The 20,145-nt window shown below is 69.2% G+C and carries 19 protein-coding genes; 10 read left to right on the top strand and 9 right to left on the bottom strand.

Translation table 11 applies throughout. From position 1 onward, the window contains the following. Positions 1–3 precede the first annotated feature (3 nt). Complete coding sequence (locus tag ACH413_RS26270) at positions 4–909, top strand: aminoglycoside phosphotransferase (protein WP_360031913.1); 906 nt, start codon at positions 4–6, stop codon at positions 907–909. Here the strand turns inward: ACH413_RS26270 and ACH413_RS26265 are convergent. Then, the gene (locus ACH413_RS26265) at positions 906–2,645 is read right to left on the bottom strand and encodes a discoidin domain-containing protein (protein ID WP_360031915.1); all 1,740 of its coding nucleotides are present in this window, start codon (positions 2,643–2,645) and stop codon (positions 906–908) included. The two genes, ACH413_RS26270 and ACH413_RS26265, sit on opposite strands and share 4 nt — an antisense overlap. Positions 2,646–2,870: 225 nt before the next feature. Here ACH413_RS26265 and ACH413_RS26260 point away from each other — a divergent pair, with 225 nt between their 5' ends. Genes ACH413_RS26260 through ACH413_RS26230 form a run of 7 tightly spaced genes read left to right on the top strand, consistent with a single transcriptional unit; the run spans position 2,871 to position 8,918 of the window. Further along, positions 2,871–2,960, top strand: a complete 90-nt coding sequence (locus ACH413_RS26260; RefSeq protein WP_319978918.1) for a putative leader peptide — start codon at positions 2,871–2,873, stop codon at positions 2,958–2,960. A gap of 41 nt (positions 2,961–3,001) precedes the next feature. Continuing rightward, complete coding sequence (locus ACH413_RS26255) at positions 3,002–4,117, top strand: ROK family transcriptional regulator (protein ID WP_360031916.1); 1,116 nt, start codon at positions 3,002–3,004, stop codon at positions 4,115–4,117. A 44-nt stretch (positions 4,118–4,161) separates the two neighbouring features. After that, positions 4,162–5,118, top strand: a complete 957-nt coding sequence (locus ACH413_RS26250; RefSeq protein WP_360031918.1) for a TauD/TfdA family dioxygenase — start codon at positions 4,162–4,164, stop codon at positions 5,116–5,118. Then, on the top strand, positions 5,118–6,140 hold the full coding sequence (locus tag ACH413_RS26245) for an ABC transporter substrate-binding protein (RefSeq protein ID WP_360031920.1): 1,023 nt from the start codon (positions 5,118–5,120) through the stop codon (positions 6,138–6,140). The genes ACH413_RS26250 and ACH413_RS26245 overlap by 1 nt, the downstream gene beginning before the upstream one ends. Then, positions 6,137–6,970, top strand: a complete 834-nt coding sequence (locus ACH413_RS26240; RefSeq protein ID WP_360031921.1) for an ABC transporter permease — start codon at positions 6,137–6,139, stop codon at positions 6,968–6,970. Before ACH413_RS26245 ends, ACH413_RS26240 begins: the two co-directional genes overlap by 4 nt. Continuing rightward, positions 6,946–7,608, top strand: a complete 663-nt coding sequence (locus tag ACH413_RS26235) for an ABC transporter ATP-binding protein (protein ID WP_360031923.1) — start codon at positions 6,946–6,948, stop codon at positions 7,606–7,608. Before ACH413_RS26240 ends, ACH413_RS26235 begins: the two co-directional genes overlap by 25 nt. Continuing rightward, complete coding sequence (locus ACH413_RS26230; protein ID WP_360031925.1) at positions 7,605–8,918, top strand: LLM class flavin-dependent oxidoreductase; 1,314 nt, start codon at positions 7,605–7,607, stop codon at positions 8,916–8,918. Before ACH413_RS26235 ends, ACH413_RS26230 begins: the two co-directional genes overlap by 4 nt. On the opposite strand, the gene ACH413_RS26225 is transcribed toward ACH413_RS26230, so the two are convergent. Continuing rightward, entirely contained in the window at positions 8,907–9,767 is an 861-nt protein-coding gene (locus tag ACH413_RS26225; protein ID WP_360031927.1) for a patatin-like phospholipase family protein, read from the bottom strand. The two genes, ACH413_RS26230 and ACH413_RS26225, sit on opposite strands and share 12 nt — an antisense overlap. A 45-nt stretch (positions 9,768–9,812) precedes the next feature. After that, on the bottom strand, positions 9,813–10,910 hold the full coding sequence (locus ACH413_RS26220) for a nucleotide pyrophosphatase/phosphodiesterase family protein (protein ID WP_360031928.1): 1,098 nt from the start codon (positions 10,908–10,910) through the stop codon (positions 9,813–9,815). A 49-nt stretch (positions 10,911–10,959) separates the two neighbouring features. Here ACH413_RS26220 and ACH413_RS26215 point away from each other — a divergent pair, with 49 nt between their 5' ends. Then, complete coding sequence (locus ACH413_RS26215) at positions 10,960–13,287, top strand: Tex family protein (RefSeq protein WP_360031930.1); 2,328 nt, start codon at positions 10,960–10,962, stop codon at positions 13,285–13,287. Positions 13,288–13,340: 53 nt separating this feature from the next. Here ACH413_RS26215 and ACH413_RS26210 read toward each other — a convergent pair whose 3' ends face one another. After that, complete coding sequence (locus tag ACH413_RS26210; protein ID WP_360031932.1) at positions 13,341–14,579, bottom strand: ABC transporter substrate-binding protein; 1,239 nt, start codon at positions 14,577–14,579, stop codon at positions 13,341–13,343. Positions 14,580–14,845: 266 nt separating this feature from the next. Here ACH413_RS26210 and ACH413_RS26205 point away from each other — a divergent pair, with 266 nt between their 5' ends. After that, on the top strand, positions 14,846–16,384 hold the full coding sequence (locus ACH413_RS26205; RefSeq protein ID WP_360031934.1) for an NAD(P)/FAD-dependent oxidoreductase: 1,539 nt from the start codon (positions 14,846–14,848) through the stop codon (positions 16,382–16,384). Here ACH413_RS26205 and ACH413_RS26200 read toward each other — a convergent pair. From ACH413_RS26200 to ACH413_RS26180, 5 genes are all read right to left on the bottom strand, one after another. Further along, positions 16,378–17,244 (bottom strand): ABC transporter ATP-binding protein, encoded by an 867-nt coding sequence (locus ACH413_RS26200; RefSeq protein ID WP_360031935.1) that lies wholly within the window; start codon positions 17,242–17,244, stop codon positions 16,378–16,380. The two genes, ACH413_RS26205 and ACH413_RS26200, sit on opposite strands and share 7 nt — an antisense overlap. 25 nt (positions 17,245–17,269) lie before the next feature. Beyond that, positions 17,270–17,647, bottom strand: a complete 378-nt coding sequence (locus ACH413_RS26195; RefSeq protein ID WP_360031937.1) for a GntR family transcriptional regulator — start codon at positions 17,645–17,647, stop codon at positions 17,270–17,272. 42 nt (positions 17,648–17,689) lie between these two features. Then, positions 17,690–18,658: a hypothetical protein gene (locus ACH413_RS26190; protein ID WP_360031939.1), complete on the bottom strand. Its 969-nt coding sequence runs from the start codon at positions 18,656–18,658 to the stop codon at positions 17,690–17,692. Further along, entirely contained in the window at positions 18,655–19,389 is a 735-nt protein-coding gene (locus tag ACH413_RS26185) for an ABC transporter ATP-binding protein (RefSeq protein ID WP_360031941.1), read from the bottom strand. Before ACH413_RS26185 ends, ACH413_RS26190 begins: the two co-directional genes overlap by 4 nt. Before the next feature lie 67 nt (positions 19,390–19,456). Continuing rightward, positions 19,457–20,086 (bottom strand): DUF4041 domain-containing protein, encoded by a 630-nt coding sequence (locus ACH413_RS26180; RefSeq protein WP_360031943.1) that lies wholly within the window; start codon positions 20,084–20,086, stop codon positions 19,457–19,459. Positions 20,087–20,145: the final 59 nt, after the last annotated feature.

Here is a 20,145-nt window from a genome sequence, read left to right as displayed (position 1 = left end):
GGCGTGGCACATCTGGGGGTGGCCGACCTCGCGGACATCGCGCAGGCGGCGTACGGCCGTGAGCTGAGCGACGTGACCCGACTGCACGGCGGCAGCAAGAAGGGCGTCTACCGCCTGACGCTCGACGACGGCACGACGGGCGTCGCCTACGTGTGGCGCCCGTCCGAGGACTACTGGCCCACGCACGAGCACGATCCGTTGTTCGGCAACGCGAGCGGGCGCGACCTGTTCCTGACCGCCCACACCGCGCTGTCGGAGGCCGGGGCGTCCGTGCCGAGGCTGGTGCTGGTCGACCGCGACGTGATCGTGGTCGAGGACCTCGGCGCCGAGTTCCTGGAGAAGCTGCTCGACCACGACGCCGAGGCACTCGAACGATTCTGGGACGACCTCGCGGCCATGCACCTGCGCACCAGTCCGCAGTACGGCCGTCCGAGCGCGCTGCAACCGCTGGACGCGCCGCCGGTACCGGACGTGGTGCTGCACCGGGCACTTGGGCACCTGGAGGCCTGCTGCGAACGCGTGCCACGCATCGCGGCCGAGCGGGATCGCCTGGAAACCCAGCTGCGGCAACGGCATTCGGTGATCGAGCCGCGCACGGCGTACGCGTTGATCCACGGCGAACTGGGCCCCGACCACGTGCTCGTCGCCGACGGACGGCCGGTGCTGATCGACTTCGAGGGCGTGATGTTCTTCGACGTCGAATGGGAGCACGCGTTCCTGGAGCTGCGGTTCGGCCCGCACTACCGTCCCGCGACCGGTCTCGACCCGGCACGGATGTCGTTCTACCGGCTGGCGCAGCACCTGTCCCTCGTGGAAGGTCCGCTTCGCCTGCTGGACGGCGACTTCCCGCACCGGGACGCGATGCGGGAGATCGCCGAGCACAACGTCGAACGCGTGCTGGTCTGCTAGACGCCGGGGTAGGCCGAGCCGAGCCAGGCCTCGTCGATCCGCAGCTGCGCCTTGCCCTGCGTGGACGTCTTCTCCACCCGGATGTGCCGCGCGGTCGTGTTCGCGGGCAGGTCGATGAACTGCACCCCGCGGTGGTTGGCCAGCGAACCGGACTTGACGTTCGTCCACTTGGAACCGTCGCTGGACGTGTAGACGTTGTAGTTCTTGACACGCGCGGAGTTCGACGACGGGTAGGTCGTCGAGTCCTCGCGCTGGTTGAGCGCGACGTACGAGACCGCCTTCGCCGAGCCCAGGTCGAAGCGCAGCGACACCGTGCCCGCACCCGTTGCGTCCCAATAGGTCTGGTAGTTGCCGTCAGCCGCGTGCGAGGCCGGGTGGCCGGAGCCGGCGGCCGACGCGCTCATCGTGTACGACGAGGCCGGGATGATCCCCTCCCGGCCGGCGGTCTCGACCTTGAACACCGTGTCGTACTGGTCCCAGTTCGAGACGCCGCTGAGCGTGATCGTGCCGCCGGCCTGGGACCAGGTCACCGCCGCACCGGTGCGCAGGTTGGTGACGCGGCTGACCTCGTACCCGTTGTCGCGCACCTTCAACGTGCTGCCGGACGGTTTGGTGAGCACGTGGACGTAGTGGTTCTGCGGGTTGGCCTTGGAGACGGTCGTGACGCCGTGCGCGCCGTCGTTCCAGAAGCCCGGTTTGAGGCCGCCGTTCAGATACCCGCCGCCGTACGTGCCGCCGATCGACTCCCAGACGTCGCCGAGGTAGGTGTTCGTGAAGTTGTTGAAGGCGGCCTGGTTCGAGGGGAACTTGCCGTTGACCATCGCGGTCTCGGCCATCAACGCCTTGACGTCACTGCCCGCGTTGGTGATCAAGCGTCCCAAAGTCAGCTTGTAGTCGACGGACGAGTTGGAGCCCGAGTACCACCACGCCCCGCCGCTCGGCAGCTTGAAGCACGCCTCGATCAGCCGCGGTGCCGCCGTGTAGACCGCCTGCGGGTAGTCGTAGTTCGGCGTCATGCCGGTCTTCTGCTCGTTGCTGATCGTGTCCATGATCGCGGTGTCCTCGTTGTTGTTGCTGAGGACCATGTCCGGCCGATCGCGCCGGATCCGTTCGTACAGGCCGTTCTGCTCCCAGTACGCGTTGTCGTTGTCGATCCAGAACCCGGCGAGCTTCGGGTAGCGCGCCATGACCTCGACGAAGTTGTCGTAGCTGAACTGCCCGAACCCGGGCCGTTCCTGCAGCTTCACCGTCTTGCCCTTGTACTTCGAGTACGCCGCCGAGTCGAGCCACTCGTGCCCGCCCTCGTCGTGCCACTGCGGGTCGTCGGTCATGTAGTTGATGACCTTGAGCCCCTCCGCCGAAGCCGCGTCGATGAGCTCACCGAGGAAGTCGCGCTTGGTCGAGCAACTGCCCGGGATCGCCGACGGCCACGCCCGCGCGTAGCCCAGCCGCGAGTGGAACGACGCCAGCACCAGGTACTGCGCGTGCAGTTTCTTCGCCTCGTCGACCCAGTACTGCGCACTCCACCCGCCACCCGTGACGGCGGCTTCCCAAGCGCTGCAACTGGTGTAGCCGGGACTCGTCCGCATCCCCCAGTGCAGGAACAGCCCGGACGTGGACGCCCGCAACCAGTCCTGCCGCGGATGCAGCACCTCGGCGCGTGCCGGCGTGCTCACACCCGCGACGAGCAGAACGGCGGTCATCAACACGCCGAGACGACGCAACCTCTTACCCACGAGCCAGCCTCCTGGTGGACGCTCCCCGCGGCGGTAGGAAGACGTGCTCGGTGTTCCTCGCAAAGGTTTACGCCACCTGATGACGTGCTTCAAGAGGTCATCGGAGGTCTGAGCGTGTTACATCGCGAAAGGATCGATAAAGGCTCCAAATGAGCCGACCTTTCCACGCGTCCCACCACGTGGGCGTGCTTGGCCAGGACGGGACCGGGTGTCAGCATCGGTGACATGTCCCAGGCATCCGTGCTCAGCACGCGCCGCCACGTCGACCTCCGTCGGCAGGCGAGCGCGATCTGTGCGGCGCCCGCCTTCGCCTGACCGGAGATCAGACGAACCCCTGCGAGAAGGGGAGGGACCGCATGAGCCGCACCGCCGCCACCGTGCTCAGGTCCGTGCTGGACCACGGACCCGTCGCGCGCAGCACCATCGCGCGCCTCACCGGGCTGAGCGCCGCCACCGTCACCAAGCAGTACGCCGAACTGGCCGAACGCGGGCTGGTGCGCGAGGTCGACACCCGCGTTCCGCGCGTGACGATCGGACGGCCGCACGTGCCGGTGGACATCGACGTGGACCGGCACGTGGTGTGCGGCGTCCACATCGCTTACGGGCACACGACTTTGGCGCTCGTCGACCTGCGCGGGCGGGTGCTCGCCGAGGAACGCGAGCCGCACGACCGGCCGGCGGCGGACCGGGCGTTGCGGCGGATCGCCGAGCGGGTGCCCGCGTTCCTGCGCCGGCACGACCGCGTGCCGATCGGGGTCGGGGTCGCGACCGGCGGGCGCGTGGACGACGGCACGATCGTCGAGCACAGCCAGCTCGGCTGGAAGGACGTGCGCGCCAAGGAGTTTCTGACCACAGCGCTCGACATGGCGGTACAGGTCGAGTCGCACTCGAGGGCACTCGCGCGGGCCGAGCAGCTCTTCGGGGCTGACCCCAGAGCCCGCACCAGCTTGGTGCATCTGTTCGTGGGCAACGTGGTCGACGCGGCCATCGTCACCGGCGGCGCCGTGCACAGCGGGCCGGGCGGCGCGGCGGGCGAGATCGCGCACCTCCGGCTGCGCCACGACGACACGCCGTGCCCCTGCGGGCGGCGCGGGTGCCTGCAGGCCGCGACGTCGAACCGGACGCTCGCCGAACGGGCCGCGCGGGCCGGGATCACCGCGGAACCGTCGCTGGACCTGCTGATCGAGGCGGGCCGACGGGGTGATCCACGCGCGGTCGAGTTGTTCCGGCGGCGGTCGAGGCTCGTCGGGCAGGCCGCCCGGCTGCTGCTCGACGTGATCAACCCGGACGTGCTCGTGGTCGTCGAGGCCGGTGCGATCCTCATTCCCGGATGCTGGGAGGAATTGACATCGGAAATCGGCGAACGTAAAGCAGACGTCATTCAGACGAGTTTCGGCAGCGACGTTCTCAGCGTCGCCGCAGGAAGTGTCGTGCTCAGTGAGATCTACGGCGGCCCGACTTATTTTCCGTGAGCAGAAAATAGACATCACCAGCCCCTGAACTGCACGCTTGTTCCATGACCTCAGTTCAGGAAAAGACCCTCACGGTCAAGCAGATCGCCGGGCACATCGGGGCGGAAATCTCGGGCATCGACATTTCCCGGCCACTCCGGGCGGTCGAACTGGAAACGGTGCACAAGGCACTCCACGCCCACAAGGTGATTTTCTTCCGCGACCAGGATCTGGACCACGCGAGCCAGATCGCGTTCGGCCGCCAGTTCGGCGAGCTCACCTACGCCCACCCGCACGACGACGCCCCGCCGACCGGTTTCCCGGAGATCTTCACCATCGACCCGCGCCGGTACGAGGAGCGCTACGGCAAGGACTTCAAGCAGCAGACCCAGAAGCGCCAGTACAGCTACTTCTCCGGCTGGCACACCGACGTCACCGCCGCGGTGAACCCGCCGGCCGCGTCGATCCTGCGCGCCGAGGTGGTGCCGGAGGTCGGCGGCGACACGACGTGGACGAACCTCGTCGCCGCGTACAACGGACTCTCCGCCCCGATCAGGTCCTTTGTGGACGGGCTGCGGGCCGAGCACCGCTACGGCGGCCCGGTGAAAGCAGACGGCGCGTACGCCAAGCGCGTCAACGACAACCTGCTGGTCGCCGAACACCCGGTCGTCCGCGTGCATCCCGTCACCGGCGAGAAGGGCCTGTTCGTCAACCCGGGCTTCACCAGCCACGTCGTCGGCGTCTCCCCCGCCGAGAGCAAGGCGGTCCTGGACCTGCTGTACGCCGAGCTGACCAGGCCCGAGTACACCGTGCGGTTCCGCTGGGAGCCGGGCAGCGTCGCGTTCTGGGACAACCGCGCCACCGCCCACCTCGCGCCGCGCGACCTGGAGCACCTCGACGTCCAGCGCACCCTGCACCGTGTCACGCTCATCGGCGACACCCCGGTGGGCCCGGACGGGCGCGAGTCCACGCTGCTCGCCGGCCGCCCGTTCACCGCCGACCACGCCGTGGTGGTGGACTGATGCTGACCCGGCGTTCCCTGTTGCTCGGCCTCGCGGCTCTCGGTGCCGCGGGGTGCTCCGCGGGCAGCACCACCACCCAGCAGGTCCTCGGCGACCTGCCCACGACCGCCCCGCCGCCGGACACGAAGCTCACGATCTCCATCCGCACCACGCTCAAGCAGCTCGAAGCATCGGGTGAGCTGGGCAAACTCCCCTTCCAGGTCACCGACTGGCCCAACATCCAGGCCGGTCCGGACGTGATCCAGGCGTTCCGCGCGAAGTCCGTCGACCTCGGCGCCAACGCGGGCATCCCGCCGATCCAGGCCCAGGCGACCAAACTCGCCACGAAGATCGTGGCGGTCGGCGAGCGCGACAAACCCCTCTACACCTATGCCACCAAACCAGGTTCGCCGATCAGAACTCTCCAGGACTTCAAGGGCAAGAAGATCGCGTTCAGCCAGGGCCAGGCGCAGGGCGTGGTCGTGCTGCGCACGCTCAAGGAACTCGGGCTCAAGATCACCGACGTCGAGCTGATCCCGTTGACCAGCAACCAGTTCCTCACCGCGGTGCAGGCGGGTCAGGTCGACGTCGCGGTGCTGGCCGAACCGCAGCTCACCAAGTACCTCGGCCAGTACCCGGACGCGCGGGCGATCCAGATGAACTCCGTCGACCTGCTCACCGTCCTGTGGGCGCCGGTCGAGGTGCTCAACGACCCGGCGAAACTCGCCGCGATCAAGGCGTTCATCCCGTTCTGGGCCCGCGGAACCGTGTGGAGCTACGAGAACCCCGACAAGTGGGTCGACCACTACTACGTGAAGGACCAGAACGTCTCCAAAGCCGACGGCGACCGGATCGTGCAGTCCCAGCCGCCGCTGACGTTCCCCTCGAACTGGGACCGCGCGGTCCAGTGGGAGCAGGAGACCGCGGACCTGCTGGCAGAAGGCGGTTTCGTGCCGAGGTTCGACGTGACGGAACTGTTCGACCGGCGGTTCGAGAAGGTCGCCGCCGAGGCCGTCGACGCCAAGTACCGGAGCCGGACATGACCCACGTGCTCGACCGCCCCGCCGCCATCTCGACACCCACCACAGCACCGAAGCGCAAGCGCTTGGGGCTCGGCAAACCCATCCCGTACGGCAGGGTCCTCGGCCCGGCACTGGTCATCGCCGTCTGGAGCATCGCCTCCGCGACCGGTGCGCTCGACCCGCGGATCCTGTCCGAGCCGTGGACGATCGTCCAAACAGGAATCGAGCTGACCGAGAACGGCAAGCTGCCGGAGAGCATCCTCACCTCGCTCCAGCGAGCGGCCCTCGGCTTCTTCTTCGGTGCCACCGCCGGCACGGTGCTCGCGGTCCTCTCCGGACTCAGCCGCGTCGGCGAGGCGCTGATCGACGGCACGGTCCAGGTCAAGCGCGCGATCCCGTCGCTGGGCCTGATCCCGTTGCTGATCCTGTGGCTCGGCATCGGCGAGGAGTTCAAGATCGTGGTGATCGCCGTGACCATCGCGACGATCATGTACCTGCAGACGTACGCGGCACTGACCGGCATCGACAGCCGGTACGTCGAACTCGCGGAAGCCGTCGGCCTCTCCCGCACCCAGTACGTGCGCAAGGTCGTCTTCCCCGGCGCGCTGCCCGGCTTCTTCCTCGGCCTGCGGCTCGCCGTCACGGCGTCGTGGCTGTCGCTGGTCGTGCTGGAGCAGATCAACGCGACCAGCGGCATCGGCTACCTGATGTTCCAGGCGCAGAACTACGGCCAGACCGACGTCATCGTCGTCGGACTCGTCGTCTACGGCCTCTTCGGGTTCGTGTCGGACGCTCTGCTGCGCATCATCGAACGGAGGGCGCTGGCATGGCGACGCACGCTGTCCGGGTGAAGAGCCTGACCAGGCAGTTCCAGCAACGCAAGGTGCTCGACGACCTCGACCTCACGATCGCGCCCGGCGAGTTCGTGGCACTGCTGGGCCGCAGCGGTTCCGGCAAGTCGACGCTGCTCAAGGCCATCGCCGGACTCGACCACGACGTGACCGGCGAGGGCACCCTCGAAGTCCCCCAGGAGGTCGCCGTCGCGTTCCAGGACTCACGACTGCTGCCGTGGCTGCGGGTGCTGGACAACGTCGAGCTCGGCGTGAAACCGGGCAGGGGCAGGGCAGCGCTGGAAGAGGTCGGCCTCAAGGGCCGCGAACGCGCGTGGCCCGCGGAACTCTCCGGCGGCGAGCAACAACGGGTCGCGCTCGCCCGGTGCCTCGTCCGCGAACCCCGGCTGCTGCTGGCGGACGAGCCGTTCGGCGCGCTGGACGCCCTGACCCGCATCAAGATGCACGCCCTGCTGCGCGAGCTGTGCGCGAAGCACCGGCCCGCCGTCCTGCTGGTCACGCACGACGTCGACGAGGCCATCGAACTCGCCGACCGCGTCCTCGTCCTGCAGGAGGGCCGCATCGGCCTCGACCTCCCGGCGCACGACGCCGACCGCACGCACCTGTTGTCCGCACTCGGCATCGGAGTCGCCGCATGACGCTGCACCTCAACCTCTTCCTGCACGACACCGGCCACCACGAGGCGTCCTGGCGGCTGCCGGAGTCGGAACCCTTGGCGCACATCGACATCGCCTACCACCAGCGGATCGCGCGCATCGCCGAGGAGGCCAAGTTCGACTCGGTGTTCCTCGCCGACTCCCCGGTGCTGTGGGGAAACCCGAGCCGCCGCCCGTCCGGCAAGATCGAACCGACCGTCCTGCTCACCGCGATCGCCGCTGTCACCACGAGAATCGGCCTGATCGCGACCGCGTCCACCACCTACAACGAGCCGTTCAACCTCGCCCGCCGGTTCAGCTCGCTCGACCACGTCAGCGGCGGCCGCGCGGGCTGGAACATCGTCACGACCGCCGGCGACGACGCGGCCAGGAACTTCGGCCTCGACGCCCAGCCCGCCCACCTCACCCGCTACGACCGGGCCGCGGAGTTCGTGGAGGTGTCGAAGAAGCTCTGGGACTCCTGGGACGACGACGCGATCGTCGCCGACAAGGCCACCGGCGTGCACGCCAGGGACGACCGCGTCCACACCATCGACCACGTCGGCCCGCACTTCAAGGTCCGCGGCCCGCTGAACGTGCCGCGCTCACCCCAGGGCTACCCGCTGCTGGTCCAGGCGGGCAGTTCGGAGGACGGCAGGGACTTCGCCGCCCGGCACGCCGAGGCCGTCTTCACCGCGCACCAGACGCTGGAGGACGCGGTCGCGTTCTACCGGGACGTGAAGCGCAGGGCGATCGAGTTCGGCCGCGACCCGAACGAGGTCAAGATCCTGCCGGGCCTGGTCCCGGTGATCGGCTCGACGGAGGAGGAGGCGCACGCGCTCGACGCCGAACTGGAGCGGCTGATCGTGCCGGAGCACGCGGCCCGGCAACTCGCCGGCCTGCTCAGGGTCGACCACCTGGAACTGGACGAGGAACTGCCCGCCGACCTCCCCGACGAGGCCGCGATCGAGGGCGCCAAGTCCAGGTACACGCTGATCGTGGAACTGGCCCGGCGTGAACGCCTGACCGTCCGTCAGCTCATCGGCAGGCTCGGCGGAGGCCGCGGGCACAAGACGTTCACCGGCACCGCGCTCCAGGTCGCCGACCAGCTCCAGCAGTGGCACGAGGCAGGCGCCGCGGACGGGTTCAACATCATGCCCGCCGTGCTGCCGTCCGGGCTGGAGCGGTTCGCGGACGAGGTGCTGCCGATCCTGCGGCAGCGCGGCCTGTTCCGCACCGAGTACACCGGCCACACGCTGCGCGAGCACTACGGCCTGCCGCGCCCCGCCAGCCAGTACGTCCTACCCGTGTGACGGGTGCCCGTAGAGCCCCACACCGGCGAACTCCAGCGACGTGAGGAACGTGGTCGAGGCCAGGTAGGAGGCCTCGACCAGTTCCGCGGTGTGCGAGAAGTCCAGCGGCGTCACGGCCTGCACGGGCGGACCCGGCAGGTAGAGCACCGGCGCGGTCTGGGAGGCGAGCTCGACCTCCAGCACGGCCTGGTTGCGCATGCCCAGCGTCGCCCAGAACAGCAGCGTCTCGGCGAGCGTCTCCGGCACGGTCGGCAGGTGGCCGGGGAACGCGCAGTCCAGCACCACCAACGACTTCGCGCCCATCGCGAGTGCCTGCCGGATCGGCACGTTCGCGAGCACGCCACCGTCGTAGAGCACCTGGTCACCGATGCGCACCGGCGGGTAGACGCCTGGAATCGCCGCGCTGGCGAGGATCGCGGGGATCAGCTCGCCCTCGACGATGTTCACGGCCTCGCCGGTCACGCCGTCCACGGACACCGCGCCGAACGGCAGCGCCAGCTCCGAGAACGACGTGCACCCACCGAGCCCCTCGGTCAGCACGTGCGCGAGACCGGTGTTCGGGAAGAGGTAGGTCTTGTTGGTGCGCAACGACCTCAGCTGCGCGATAGGCCCGCCGGGGAACACCCGCTGCCGCGTCATGCCCTCCCACAGCACGGCCAGCCGTTCGGCGGCCTTGTCCGGGTCGAGGGCGAGCAGCGAGCCGTTGACCGAGCCCACCGAGGTGCCGACGACGAGGTCCGGCCGCACGCCGTGCTCCCGCAACGCGCGCAGCATGCCGACCTGCGCGGCACCGAGGCTTCCGCCTCCTCCGAGCACGAACCCGACTGGTCCTGGCAGTTCGATCGTCACGTCCGGTGATCCTAAGGCGAGCCAACGAGAAGGGCTGAATTCGGTCTACACTGAAGTCACTGAGTGGACGAGCAACGGAATCCCCAGCTCGGCGGCCGTGCGCGATCCGTGGAACCCGGTCAGGCCGCTCAGCACCGGCTCGGCCTGGCTGCGCACCACGACGTGCGCGTCCCGCATCGCGACCACGACGTCCCCGATGCGGTCGATCGCCAGCGGGCTCACCGGCCCGAACCAGCCGGCCTCCACGGCTTCCTCCCGCGTCACCACGTCCGCGCGATCCCCGAGGAACTCCCGCCACACGGAGAACACCTCGTCGCTCGCGGTGTGCAGGTACCGCACCCGCGGCTCGCCCGCGATCACGCGAACTCCCTGCCACAGCAACGGTTCCGTGTCGAAGTCGATCCGCTCGCCCGCGGTCACCATGCCGTGGTCCGCCGTGACCACCAGCATCGAGTCATCGGGCAGGCGCGCGGCGATCCGGGCGGCCAGCGAGTCGACGAACTCCAGTTGCAGCAACCACTCCTCGGAACCGGGCCCGTAGATGTGCCCGATCGTGTCGAGATCGGCGTGGTAGGCGTAGCAGAACGACCGCTCCTCCTCGACCGCCGCCACCGCGCCGAGCGCCAGGTCGCCGAACCCGGCCGCGCCCCGGAACCACGAGCCGCGCAACACCGCCCGCGTGAGCCCGGAGGACCGTTGCAGCATCGGCGCGACGGTGCTGACCGCCACCCCGGCCGCCGAGGCCCGTTCGAACACGGTCGGATGCGGCTGCACGACCTCGGGCACGAGCGCCTTGCGCAGGTCGTGGGAGTGCTCACCGGCCCGGCTCCAGGTCAGCGCGTTGAGCACCTCGTCCCCGACCTCGAACGTGTAGCCGACGATGCCGTGCTCACCGGAGTGCAGCCCGGTGCCGATGGAGGCGAGGCTGGTGGCCGTCGAGGACGGGAAACCCGCGGAGATCCTCCGGTCGGGCAACGACGTCAGGAACGGCGCGTGGGAGGCGTGGGCGCGCAGCAGTTCGTGGCCCAGACCGTCGACGAGCAGCAGGACGACACGCCGGGCCGTGGGAAGGCCGAGCGTGTTGTCGGCACCCGGTACGTCCAGGCCCGACAGCAGTGAGGGGACGACCTCGGCGATGGTCATGTAGGACACCGTGCCACGTCGAATCGGACAGCGGGCAGAATGGCGCGCTGTGACAACGCTCATCCACCAGAAGATCGCTGACGAGCTCGGAGTGGCCGCAGGCCAGGTCGGCTCTGCTGTCGAACTGCTCGACGGTGGCGCGACCGTCCCGTTCGTCGCCCGCTACCGCAAGGAGGCGACCGGCGGTCTCGACGACACCCAGTTGCGCACGCTCGAGGAACGGCTCGGCTACCTGCGCGAACTGGAGGAGCGCCGGGCGGCCGTCCTCAACTCCATCCGCGAACAGGGCAAGCTGAACGAGGCCCTGGAAGCGCAGATCCTCGCCGCCGAGTCCAAGGCGCGGCTGGAGGACCTCTACCTGCCCTACAAGCAGAAGCGCCGCACGAAGGCCCAGATCGCGAAGGAGGCCGGTCTCGAACCGCTGGCCGACGCACTTCTGGGTGATCCTGGCCTGAACCCGCAGGAAGAAGCCGCGAAGTTCGTCGACCCGGCGAAGGAGGTCGCGGACACCGCGGCCGCACTGCAGGGCGCGCGGTCCATCCTGGTCGAGCGGTTCGGCGAGGACGGCGACCTGATCGGCGACCTGCGCGAGCAGATGTGGACGCGCGGCCGGGTCGTCTCCAAGGTCCGCGAGGGCAAGGAGACCGACGGCGCCAAGTTCTCCGACTACTTCGAGTTCGACGAGCCGTTCGCCAAGCTGCCGTCGCACCGCATCCTGGCGCTGTTCCGCGGCGAGAAGGAGGAGGTCCTCGACCTCGTCCTGGAGCCGGAGGAGCCGCGTGAGGAGGGTCCGTCGACGTTCGAGGTGCGCATCGCCTCGCGCTTCGGCATCGACGACCGCGGCCGTCCCGGCGACAAGTGGCTCACCGACACCGTGCGCTGGGCGTGGCGGACGCGGATCCTCGTGCACCTGGGCATCGACCTGCGCGGCCGCCTGCGCTCGTTCGCCGAGGACGAGGCCGTGAAGGTGTTCGCCTCGAACCTGCGCGACCTGCTGCTGGCCGCCCCGGCCGGCACGCGCGCCACGATGGGCCTCGACCCCGGCTACCGCACGGGCGTGAAGGTCGCGATCGTCGACGCCACCGGCAAGGTCGTCGCGCACGGCGTCATCCAGCCGCACGTGCCCGCGAACCGCTGGGACGAGTCGATCGCGAAGCTCGCGGCGTGGTCCAAGCAGTACAACGTCGACCTGATCGCGATCGGCAACGGCACGGCCTCCCGTGAGACCGACAAGCTGGCCGCCGACCTGATCAAGCGCCACCCCGACCTGGGCCTCACCAAGATCGTGGTGTCCGAGGCCGGCGCGTCGGTGTACTCGGCGTCGGCCTACGCGTCGTCCGAACTGCCGGGCCTCGACGTGTCGATCCGCGGCGCGGTGTCGATCGCGCGGCGCCTGCAGGACCCGCTGGCCGAGCTGGTGAAGATCGACCCGAAGTCCATCGGCGTCGGCCAGTACCAGCACGACCTCGCGGAGTCGAAGCTGTCGCGCTCGCTGGACGCGGTGGTCGAGGACTGCGTGAACGCGGTCGGCGTCGACCTCAACACGGCGTCCGTGCCGCTGCTGAGCCGCGTCTCCGGCATCACCGCCGGTCTCGCGGAGAACATCGTGCTGCACCGCGACGCCAACGGTCCGTTCAAGTCGCGCAAGGCGTTGAAGGACGTGGCGCGGCTCGGCCCGAAGGCGTTCGAGCAGTGCGCGGGCTTCCTCAAGATCCGCGGTGGCGACGAGCCGCTGGACGCCTCCTCGGTGCACCCCGAGGCGTACCCGGTCGTGCGGCGGATCCAGGAGGCCGCCGGTGCCGAGCTGATCGGCAACACGGCGGTGCTGACGAAGGTGCGGCCCGAGCAGTTCGTGGACGAGCAGTTCGGTCTGCCGACGGTCACGGACATCCTGAAGGAGCTCGAGAAGCCGGGCCGCGACCCGCGTCCGGCGTTCAAAACGGCGACCTTCGCGGACGGCGTCGAGAAGATCGCCGACCTCAAGCCCGGCATGGTGCTGGAGGGCGTCGTGACGAACGTGGCCGCGTTCGGCGCGTTCGTGGACATCGGCGTGCACCAGGACGGTCTGGTGCACATCTCGGCCCTGTCCAACACCTACGTGAAGGACCCGCGCGACGTCGTGAAGTCCGGTGACGTGGTGCGGGTGAAGGTGCTGGAGGTCGACGAGGCCCGCAAGCGCATCGGCCTGACGCTGCGGCTGACCGACGAGCCGGGCAAGCCCGCTCCGAAGCAGCAGGGCGGTGGCGGCGGTGGCCGTGACCGTCGTCCGCAGCAGCGTGGCGGACAGCCCCAGCGGGGCGGCCAGCAGCGCACCTCGCAGGCTCCCGTGAGCGGCTCGATGGCGGACGCGCTCCGCAAGGCCGGATTCGGCAAGTAGGACGACGAAAAGGGCCCCTCCCACGCCGGGAGGGGCCCTTTCTCATTTGGTGGCTACTTGGCTCGGGTGCCCTTCATCTTCACGAGCTCCGACTCGAACAGCTCCTCCACGGTCGTGAGACCGCCGGGCACCTTCGAGTCGACCTTGGTGATGTAGGACTGCGTCGCGGACGGCCGCCCGACGAGCGAGTAGTGCAGCGCGCTGGTCAGGCCCTGGGTGTCCAGGCCGTTGATGTTGTGGAACGCGTCCAGCACGCCGTCGCGCGAGAGGTCGCCGCTCTGGCACGCCTTCTCGATGACCGAGAGGAACACCTTGGCGACGGTGTAGCCGTGGTCGACGTAGATCGCCGGCTTGTCGTTCGGGTAGTACTTGTTGAACGCCGCCGCGACCTCGCGCGGGCCCGCCTGGGTGCCGGTGAACGGCGCCACCGACGTCACCACGGACACCTGCTTCTCCACGGCGGGACCGACCGGCGAGTCGAGGATGGCGGTGTCGAAGCCGACCACGTTGACCATGAACGGCACCTCCCACTTCAGCGCCGCGGCCACCCCGACGGCGGCGGCGGTCTGGGCCGGGGTGGTGCTCAGCACGACGGCCTTCGCGCCCGCGGCCTTCAGCGCGCCGATCTGCTGCGCGAGGTCGGCCGTGGTCTCGCCGATCGGCTGCTCGGCGACCTTCATGTTCCACTGCGTCCCGACGAACCGGCTGCCCTCGACGGCGTTGTCGCCGTAGCTGCCCTGGACGTAGACGTGGCCGATGGTGTCGCCGTCCTTGATGACACCACGACGCTTGTAGTGATCAAGTCCGTTGATGACGTCGAGGTCGTACGTCGTGCCCACGATCATCATGTGCGGGTTGCCGAGCAGGGACGCGGCCCACGACGCGGGGGCGGTCAGCGTGCGGGTCTGCATGATGTCGGGCTCGATCGCGGCGGTCATCGGCGTGCCCGCGAGCTCCAGCAGACCGAGCACCTGCGGCTCCAGGTCGAAGTACGCGTCGAGCGCCTTCTGCACGTCGTACGCGTGGTCCTTCTGCTTGAGCTCGATCTTGCGCCCGCAGATGCCGCCGCGGTCGTTGACCTGCTTGACGTACAGGTCGTAGCCCTTCATGCGGGTCAGCGCGGAGGCTTTGAACGGGCCTGTCATGTCCGTGAGGATGCCGAGCGAGATCGTGTCGTCGGTAACGCCCGGCCCGGTCTTCACCTGGACCTTCTCGTCTGTCTTGGCGCCACAACCGGCCACGAGGACGGCGAGCGCCAAGGCGGCGGTGGGCAGTACACGGCGGAGGGGCATGCAGCAGTCCTTGTCCAAATGATCTCGGCATACTAAGCGGTAGCTCAGTATTGATTTCGTCGTCACATAATGCCTCTCTATGTGGTACGGAACACAGATACGTAAGGTTCATGTGACTACCGCTCGACTACGGAGTGTGCTAGCTCTTCGGTGCCGAACGAAATGAGATACGGCGTTCCCGGCCGAATTTCACACCTCCGTACGGACGCATCCGAACGCGTGAAGATCTGGAATCGTGGCCCGGACATCGTTTTGGGGAGGCGTGCGTGAACGAGGTCGACGCGGTCGTCATCGGGTCCGGGCCGAACGGGCTGGTGGCCGCGACGTTGCTCGCGGACGCGGGCTGGGACGTCCTCGTGCTGGAGCAGCGCGACAAGCCCGGCGGGGCCGTGACGTCGGCAGAGCTCACCGCGCCGGGCTTCACCAACGACGTCTTCAGCGCCTTCTACCCGCTCGGCATGGGCTCGCCGGTGCTCGGCGCGTTGGGCCTCGACGTCCAGTGGCAGCACGCTCCGGCCGTACTAGCGCACGTTCTGCCGGATGACCGAGTGGCTCTGCTCTCGCGAGATGTCGCGGAAACGGCCAAATCCGTCGGCACTTTTGCCCACTCGGACGCGGAACGCTGGCAAACGGAGTACGCGCGATGGCTCCAGGTGCGCGACGCGGTACTTCACTCTCTGTTGCAACCGTTTCCACCCGTGCGCGGTGGTCTTTCCCTGCTGCTTTCGGCGGGAGTCGGCGACGCCCTGCGGCTGGCGCGCCTGTTGACGTTGCCGGTGCGCCGGCTGGGCGAGGAGCTCTTCGAGGGCGAGGGCGCCCGTGTGTTGCTGGCGGGCAACACGATGCACACGGACCTCGGCCCGGACCAGGCCGGCGGCGCGGGCTTCGGCTGGTTGCTGGCGATGCTCGCGCAGGAGGTCGGCAACCCGGTCCCCCGCGGCGGGGCGGGTGAGCTGACGGCCTCGCTGGTGCGCCGGTTCGGCGGCCGCATCGAGACGAACGCCCAGGTCACGGGGGTGCTGCACGCGCGCGGTGTCGCCGTTGGGGTGCGTCTGGCCGATGGCTCGGTCGTGCGCGCACGCCGCGCGGTGCTGGCGGACGTGCCCGCGCCGTCGCTCTACCTGGACCTGATCGGCGCCGACGCGTTGCCGGCGAAGCTCGCCGACGACCTGAAGCGGTTCCAGTGGGACACCGACACGATCAAGGTCGACTGGGCGCTGTCCGGCCCGATCCCGTGGACCAACCCGGAGGCGGCGCGGGCGGGCACGATCCACCTCGGCGGCGACGTCAACGGCATGGCCACCGTGGCCCACGAACTGGCCTGCGGAAAGGTGCCGCGCAACCCGTTCATGCTCATCGGCCAGATGACGACGACCGACCCGACCCGCTCCCCCGCGGGCACCGAGGCCGCCTGGGCGTACACGCACGTGCCGCTGGGCGGGAACTGGACGCCGGAACGGCTGAAGCGCCGGGCCGACCGCCTGGAGCTGATGATCGAGGAACGCGCGCCCGGCTTCCGGTCCCGCGTCCTCGGGCGCTCGGTGCTCGGACCGGCCGAGATCGGCTCGGTCAACGGCGGCACCGGGGGCATCCACCAGCAGCTGGTCTTCCGGCCGGTGCCGGGACTCGGCCGCGCGGACACCCCGTTCGACCGGCTCTACCTGGCGGGTTCGTCGGCGTGGCCGGGCGGCGGCGTGCACGGCGCGGCGGGGGCGAACGCGGCACGGGCGGCGCTGGCCCGGTGGGGTGCGGCGGGCGGTCTCTACAAAACGCTGATCCAGGGCGTGAACAAGGCCCTCTACTGAGTGCGGGCGAGTTTGCGGGTGCGTGACGCCCGCAGATAGCCCATGACCAGCGCTTCCAGATCGGGGTGCGTGGTCTCGAAGCCCTCGGGCACAACGCCACCACGCACGAGCGCCGTCGTCTGGCGGGGCGTGTGCGAGGTGTCGACCACGACGCCGTCCGTCTCCAGGTCGAGCCCGGCGGGCCCGACGACGACCCGGTGCTCGTCCAGGATCCCGTCGATGTCGCCCGTCACCTGCACGCGGCCCTCGTCCAGCAGCAGCAGGTGGTCGCAGACGTCGCCGATGTCGGTGAGGAGGTGCGACGACAGCAGGACCGTCGTGCCCCGTTCCGCGACCTCGGTCATGACGATCCGCAACGTCTCGTCGCGCGCCAACGGGTCGAGGTCGGACAGCGGTTCGTCCAGCAGCAGCACCTTCGGCAGCCGGCCGACCGCCAGCGCGATCGCGACCTGCGTGCGCGCGCCGGCGGACAACGTGCGCACCTTCGCGTCCTTGTCCACGCCCGCAAGGAGATCCAGCACCTCGTCCGCCCTGGCGGACGACCAGCGGTCGTTCATCGCCGCGCCCGCCCGCATCATCTCGCTGACGGTGAACTGGTCGTAGAGCGGCCTTTTCTGGGTCAGCAGCGACACGTCGGGGTGCATCCGGCCGTGCACCGCGGTGCCGTGCACGGAGATCTCACCGCTGGTGGGCTTCGCGAGCCCGGCGATCAGCGACAGCAACGTGCTCTTGCCCGCGCCGTTCGGTCCCACCAGCCCGGTCACGCTGCCTTCCGGCAGTGCGAACGAGCAGCCGTCGAGCGCTCTGGTGCGCCCGAAGTGCTTCGCGACGTTCTCCGCCTGCACAGGACTGGCGTTCATCGTGCTCCCAAGTCCACAGTGGACATCAGTAGTGCGTGCCCCGCACGTCGGTGTAGATCGCGTCGACCTCGTCGGCCGACAGCCCGTCGTCCACGGCGCGGTCCATCCACTGCTCCAGGTCCTGCCGCAGCGGCGCGTCCGCCTTCGCCGCGTCGGTGGCGAGCGAGGCGGTGACGAACGTGCCCATGCCCCGGCGGCCCTCCACGAGACCCTCGTGTTCGAGCTCGCGGTACGCCTTGAGCACGGTGTTGGGGTTGACCCTGGTGGACTCGACCACCTCGCGTGCCGTCGGCAGCTTGTCGCCGGGTCCGAGCAGCCCCATCCTCATGGCCTGCTTGACCTGCGCGGCGATCTGGAGATAGGTGGACACCCCGGAGTGCCGATCGATGCGGAACTCGATCACGCCGCCCAGCATAGGTGTCCACCGTCCCGCGATCGCCGTCCGTCACACCTGCCTGCGCACGGCCCACACCGAGCCGAGCACGAACAGCACCGCGAGCCCCGTGAAGATCGACGCTTCGACCAGGTGCAGCGTGGTCGCCTGGTCGACGGGGATGACGTCCCAGAACCGCTTCGCGAGCCCGTTCGCCCGGTAGCAGACCTCGAAGTCGACGACTCCCTGCACGTCCCCCTTGACGGCGCAGTTCATCATCGGCCCCGGATCGGTGACCACCGCGCCCTGAGCGTCCAGGAAGCCGGACTCCACCACCAGCGGACCGCGCACGACCTCGGTGGTGTCCAGGTCGTCGGAGAGCACCCTGGTCGGCGTGATCAGGAACTCGCGCACCCCGACTAGCACTGTGCGCAGCGCGATGAACAGCCCGAGCGTCAACGTCATCGCCACCAGCGTCCGCTTGAACACCGCGCCCGCGAACATGCCGAGCGTGTAGGCGAAGAGCGTGTACGCGACCGGCGAGACACCGTGGGCGTCGAAGGTCGTGAAGTAGAACGGCCCCATGCTCAGCGGCCCGAGCTTCCCCGCCGCGTCCAGCCAGCTGTGCACGACCAGCTGGTAGGCGACCACCACCACGAGCGCGGGCAGCGCGGCGACGACGAACTTGGTCGCCATCCACCGCGTCCTGCTGACCGACTGCGTGAACGCCAGCGCGTGCGTGCCCTGCTCGAACTCCCGCGCGAACAACGGCGCCCCGACGAAAACGCCGATCAGCGCGGGCGCCGCCAGCACCGTGACCTCAGCGAGGTGCATCCTGTCGAACCACGTGGTCTGGAACTCGCTGGCCGCCGAACCCCGGCACGCCTCCACCCCTTTGCCCACGCAGTCGAGGAGGTTGCGCGCGGTGAGGTCGGCGACCATTCCGACCCGCAGCAACAGGATCGCCACCACCGCCACGACCAGCCCGGCGACGAGCGTGATGACCACGGGCCGCTGCTGACGCCACACGATCCAGGTCATGCCGCGACCTCCATCCGCATGTAGGCGAGCGCGAGCTGACTGAGCGTCCGGTGCTCCGCGTGCGCCGCCAGCAGCTCGCTGACGTCACCCGCGAGCCGCACGCGTCCGTCGGCCAGCAGCACGAGGTGATCGCACACGTCTTCCAGCTCCGCCAGCACGTGCGACGACAACAGCACCGTGATCTTCTGCGTCCGGCACTCCTCCACGAGCGTCTGCAGGACGTTCTCGCGCGCCAGCGGATCGAGGTCGGCGAGCGGCTCGTCCAGCATCAGGAGTCTCGGCCGCTTCCCGAGCGCCAGCGCGAGCGCGACCCGCGTCCGCTGCCCACCCGAGAGCGTGCCGACCTTGGCCGCGAACGGCACCTGCGCCTTCTCGACCAGCTCCTCGGCGTACGCCTGATCCCAGCCGGGATTGGCGTTGCGGCCGTAGTGGAGCGTCTCCGTGACGGTGAACTGCGGGTACAACGGCTTGGCCTGCGTCAGGAACGCCACGGCCGGATGCATCCCACGCCCGTTGGGCGCGTCCCCGAACACCGAGATCCGGCCCGTCGTCGGCCGCAGCAACCCGGTGATCATGCCCATCAGCGTGCTCTTGCCGGCCCCGTTCGGCCCGACGAGCGCGACGATCCGACCGGCCGGGATCTCGAGCGTGCAGTCGCGCAACGCCCAGCCCCGCGAGTACTTCTTCCCCAGCTCCTCCGCCAGGACCGGCGGGTGCTCCCTCTGTCCCATGCGCACCACCGTAGCACCCTTTCACTAGTTACCTAGTGAAAGGGTGCTGAAGTGCGGTTTCAGCTGGTCAGGAGGCGATTCGGCGGGTGCGGCGGCTTTCCGCCTTGCGCTGCAGGTGGTCGGCGGTGAGTTCGAGCTCGTACGTGCGCAAGGCCTGGTAACGCGGCGAGACGCGGAGCGCGAACGTCCCGCTGAGGCGTTCGATCGCCGACGCCGAGCGATCGAGCCGCCTTCTCGCCGCGTCCAGGCCACCGGCTCGCAGCATGCGCAGGCAGTTCTCGGCCTCGCAGTTGTACGAGCGGAGCATCAGCGCTGACCAGTCCTCGACGAGCCTGCGGCCGGTCGCGTCCGATCCGTTGTAGGTGACCTGCCCGCTACCTTCGATCGCCGTGCCGGTCTTGATCAGGGTCTTCATCTCGTCGTGGATGAGGTCGAGCTGCGCCTGGTGGTCCGCGGCGGCGTCGGCGCGGAACACACCTGCCCGCTGGAGGGTCAGTTCTTCCTTCAGGGGCTGGAGTTCGGCGCGCGCGTTCTTGATCCGGTGCCGCAGCGCTACTAGTTCGGCACCGGCTCTGTCGACCTCGTCCAGCACGTCGGTCTGCGCTGACCGGGCGTCACCGATTCGGGCGAGGAGTTCCTGCAGGCTCTCCACGGCCCGCTGCAGCTCTGCGATCCGGCGGTTCTTGCGCCCGAGCATGCTTACCTCCCCGAACAGCGACGAAAGGCCCATGACCGTTCCATCGCACGGAGGTATCC

The sequence above is a fragment of the Lentzea sp. NPDC020367 genome (assembly GCF_044387305.1).
GTDB lineage: Bacteria > Actinomycetota > Actinomycetes > Mycobacteriales > Pseudonocardiaceae > Lentzea.
The sequence above is the reverse complement of the archived record's forward strand: the minus strand, read 5'-3'. Positions and strand labels throughout refer to the sequence as shown.

Coding starts and splice junctions, on each gene's coding strand:
- ACH413_RS26260 (WP_319978918.1), top strand. CDS start 2,871: ATGTCCCAGGCATCCGTGCTCAGCACGCGCCGCCACGTCGACCTCCGT.
- ACH413_RS26255 (WP_360031916.1), top strand. CDS start 3,002: ATGAGCCGCACCGCCGCCACCGTGCTCAGGTCCGTGCTGGACCACGGA.
- ACH413_RS26250 (WP_360031918.1), top strand. CDS start 4,162: ATGACCTCAGTTCAGGAAAAGACCCTCACGGTCAAGCAGATCGCCGGG.
- ACH413_RS26245 (WP_360031920.1), top strand. CDS start 5,118: ATGCTGACCCGGCGTTCCCTGTTGCTCGGCCTCGCGGCTCTCGGTGCC.
- ACH413_RS26240 (WP_360031921.1), top strand. CDS start 6,137: ATGACCCACGTGCTCGACCGCCCCGCCGCCATCTCGACACCCACCACA.
- ACH413_RS26235 (WP_360031923.1), top strand. CDS start 6,946: ATGGCGACGCACGCTGTCCGGGTGAAGAGCCTGACCAGGCAGTTCCAG.
- ACH413_RS26230 (WP_360031925.1), top strand. CDS start 7,605: ATGACGCTGCACCTCAACCTCTTCCTGCACGACACCGGCCACCACGAG.
- ACH413_RS26220 (WP_360031928.1), bottom strand. CDS start 10,910: ATGACCATCGCCGAGGTCGTCCCCTCACTGCTGTCGGGCCTGGACGTA.
- ACH413_RS26210 (WP_360031932.1), bottom strand. CDS start 14,579: ATGCCCCTCCGCCGTGTACTGCCCACCGCCGCCTTGGCGCTCGCCGTC.
- ACH413_RS26200 (WP_360031935.1), bottom strand. CDS start 17,244: ATGAACGCCAGTCCTGTGCAGGCGGAGAACGTCGCGAAGCACTTCGGG.
- ACH413_RS26190 (WP_360031939.1), bottom strand. CDS start 18,658: ATGACCTGGATCGTGTGGCGTCAGCAGCGGCCCGTGGTCATCACGCTC.
- ACH413_RS26185 (WP_360031941.1), bottom strand. CDS start 19,389: ATGGGACAGAGGGAGCACCCGCCGGTCCTGGCGGAGGAGCTGGGGAAG.
- ACH413_RS26180 (WP_360031943.1), bottom strand. CDS start 20,086: ATGCTCGGGCGCAAGAACCGCCGGATCGCAGAGCTGCAGCGGGCCGTG.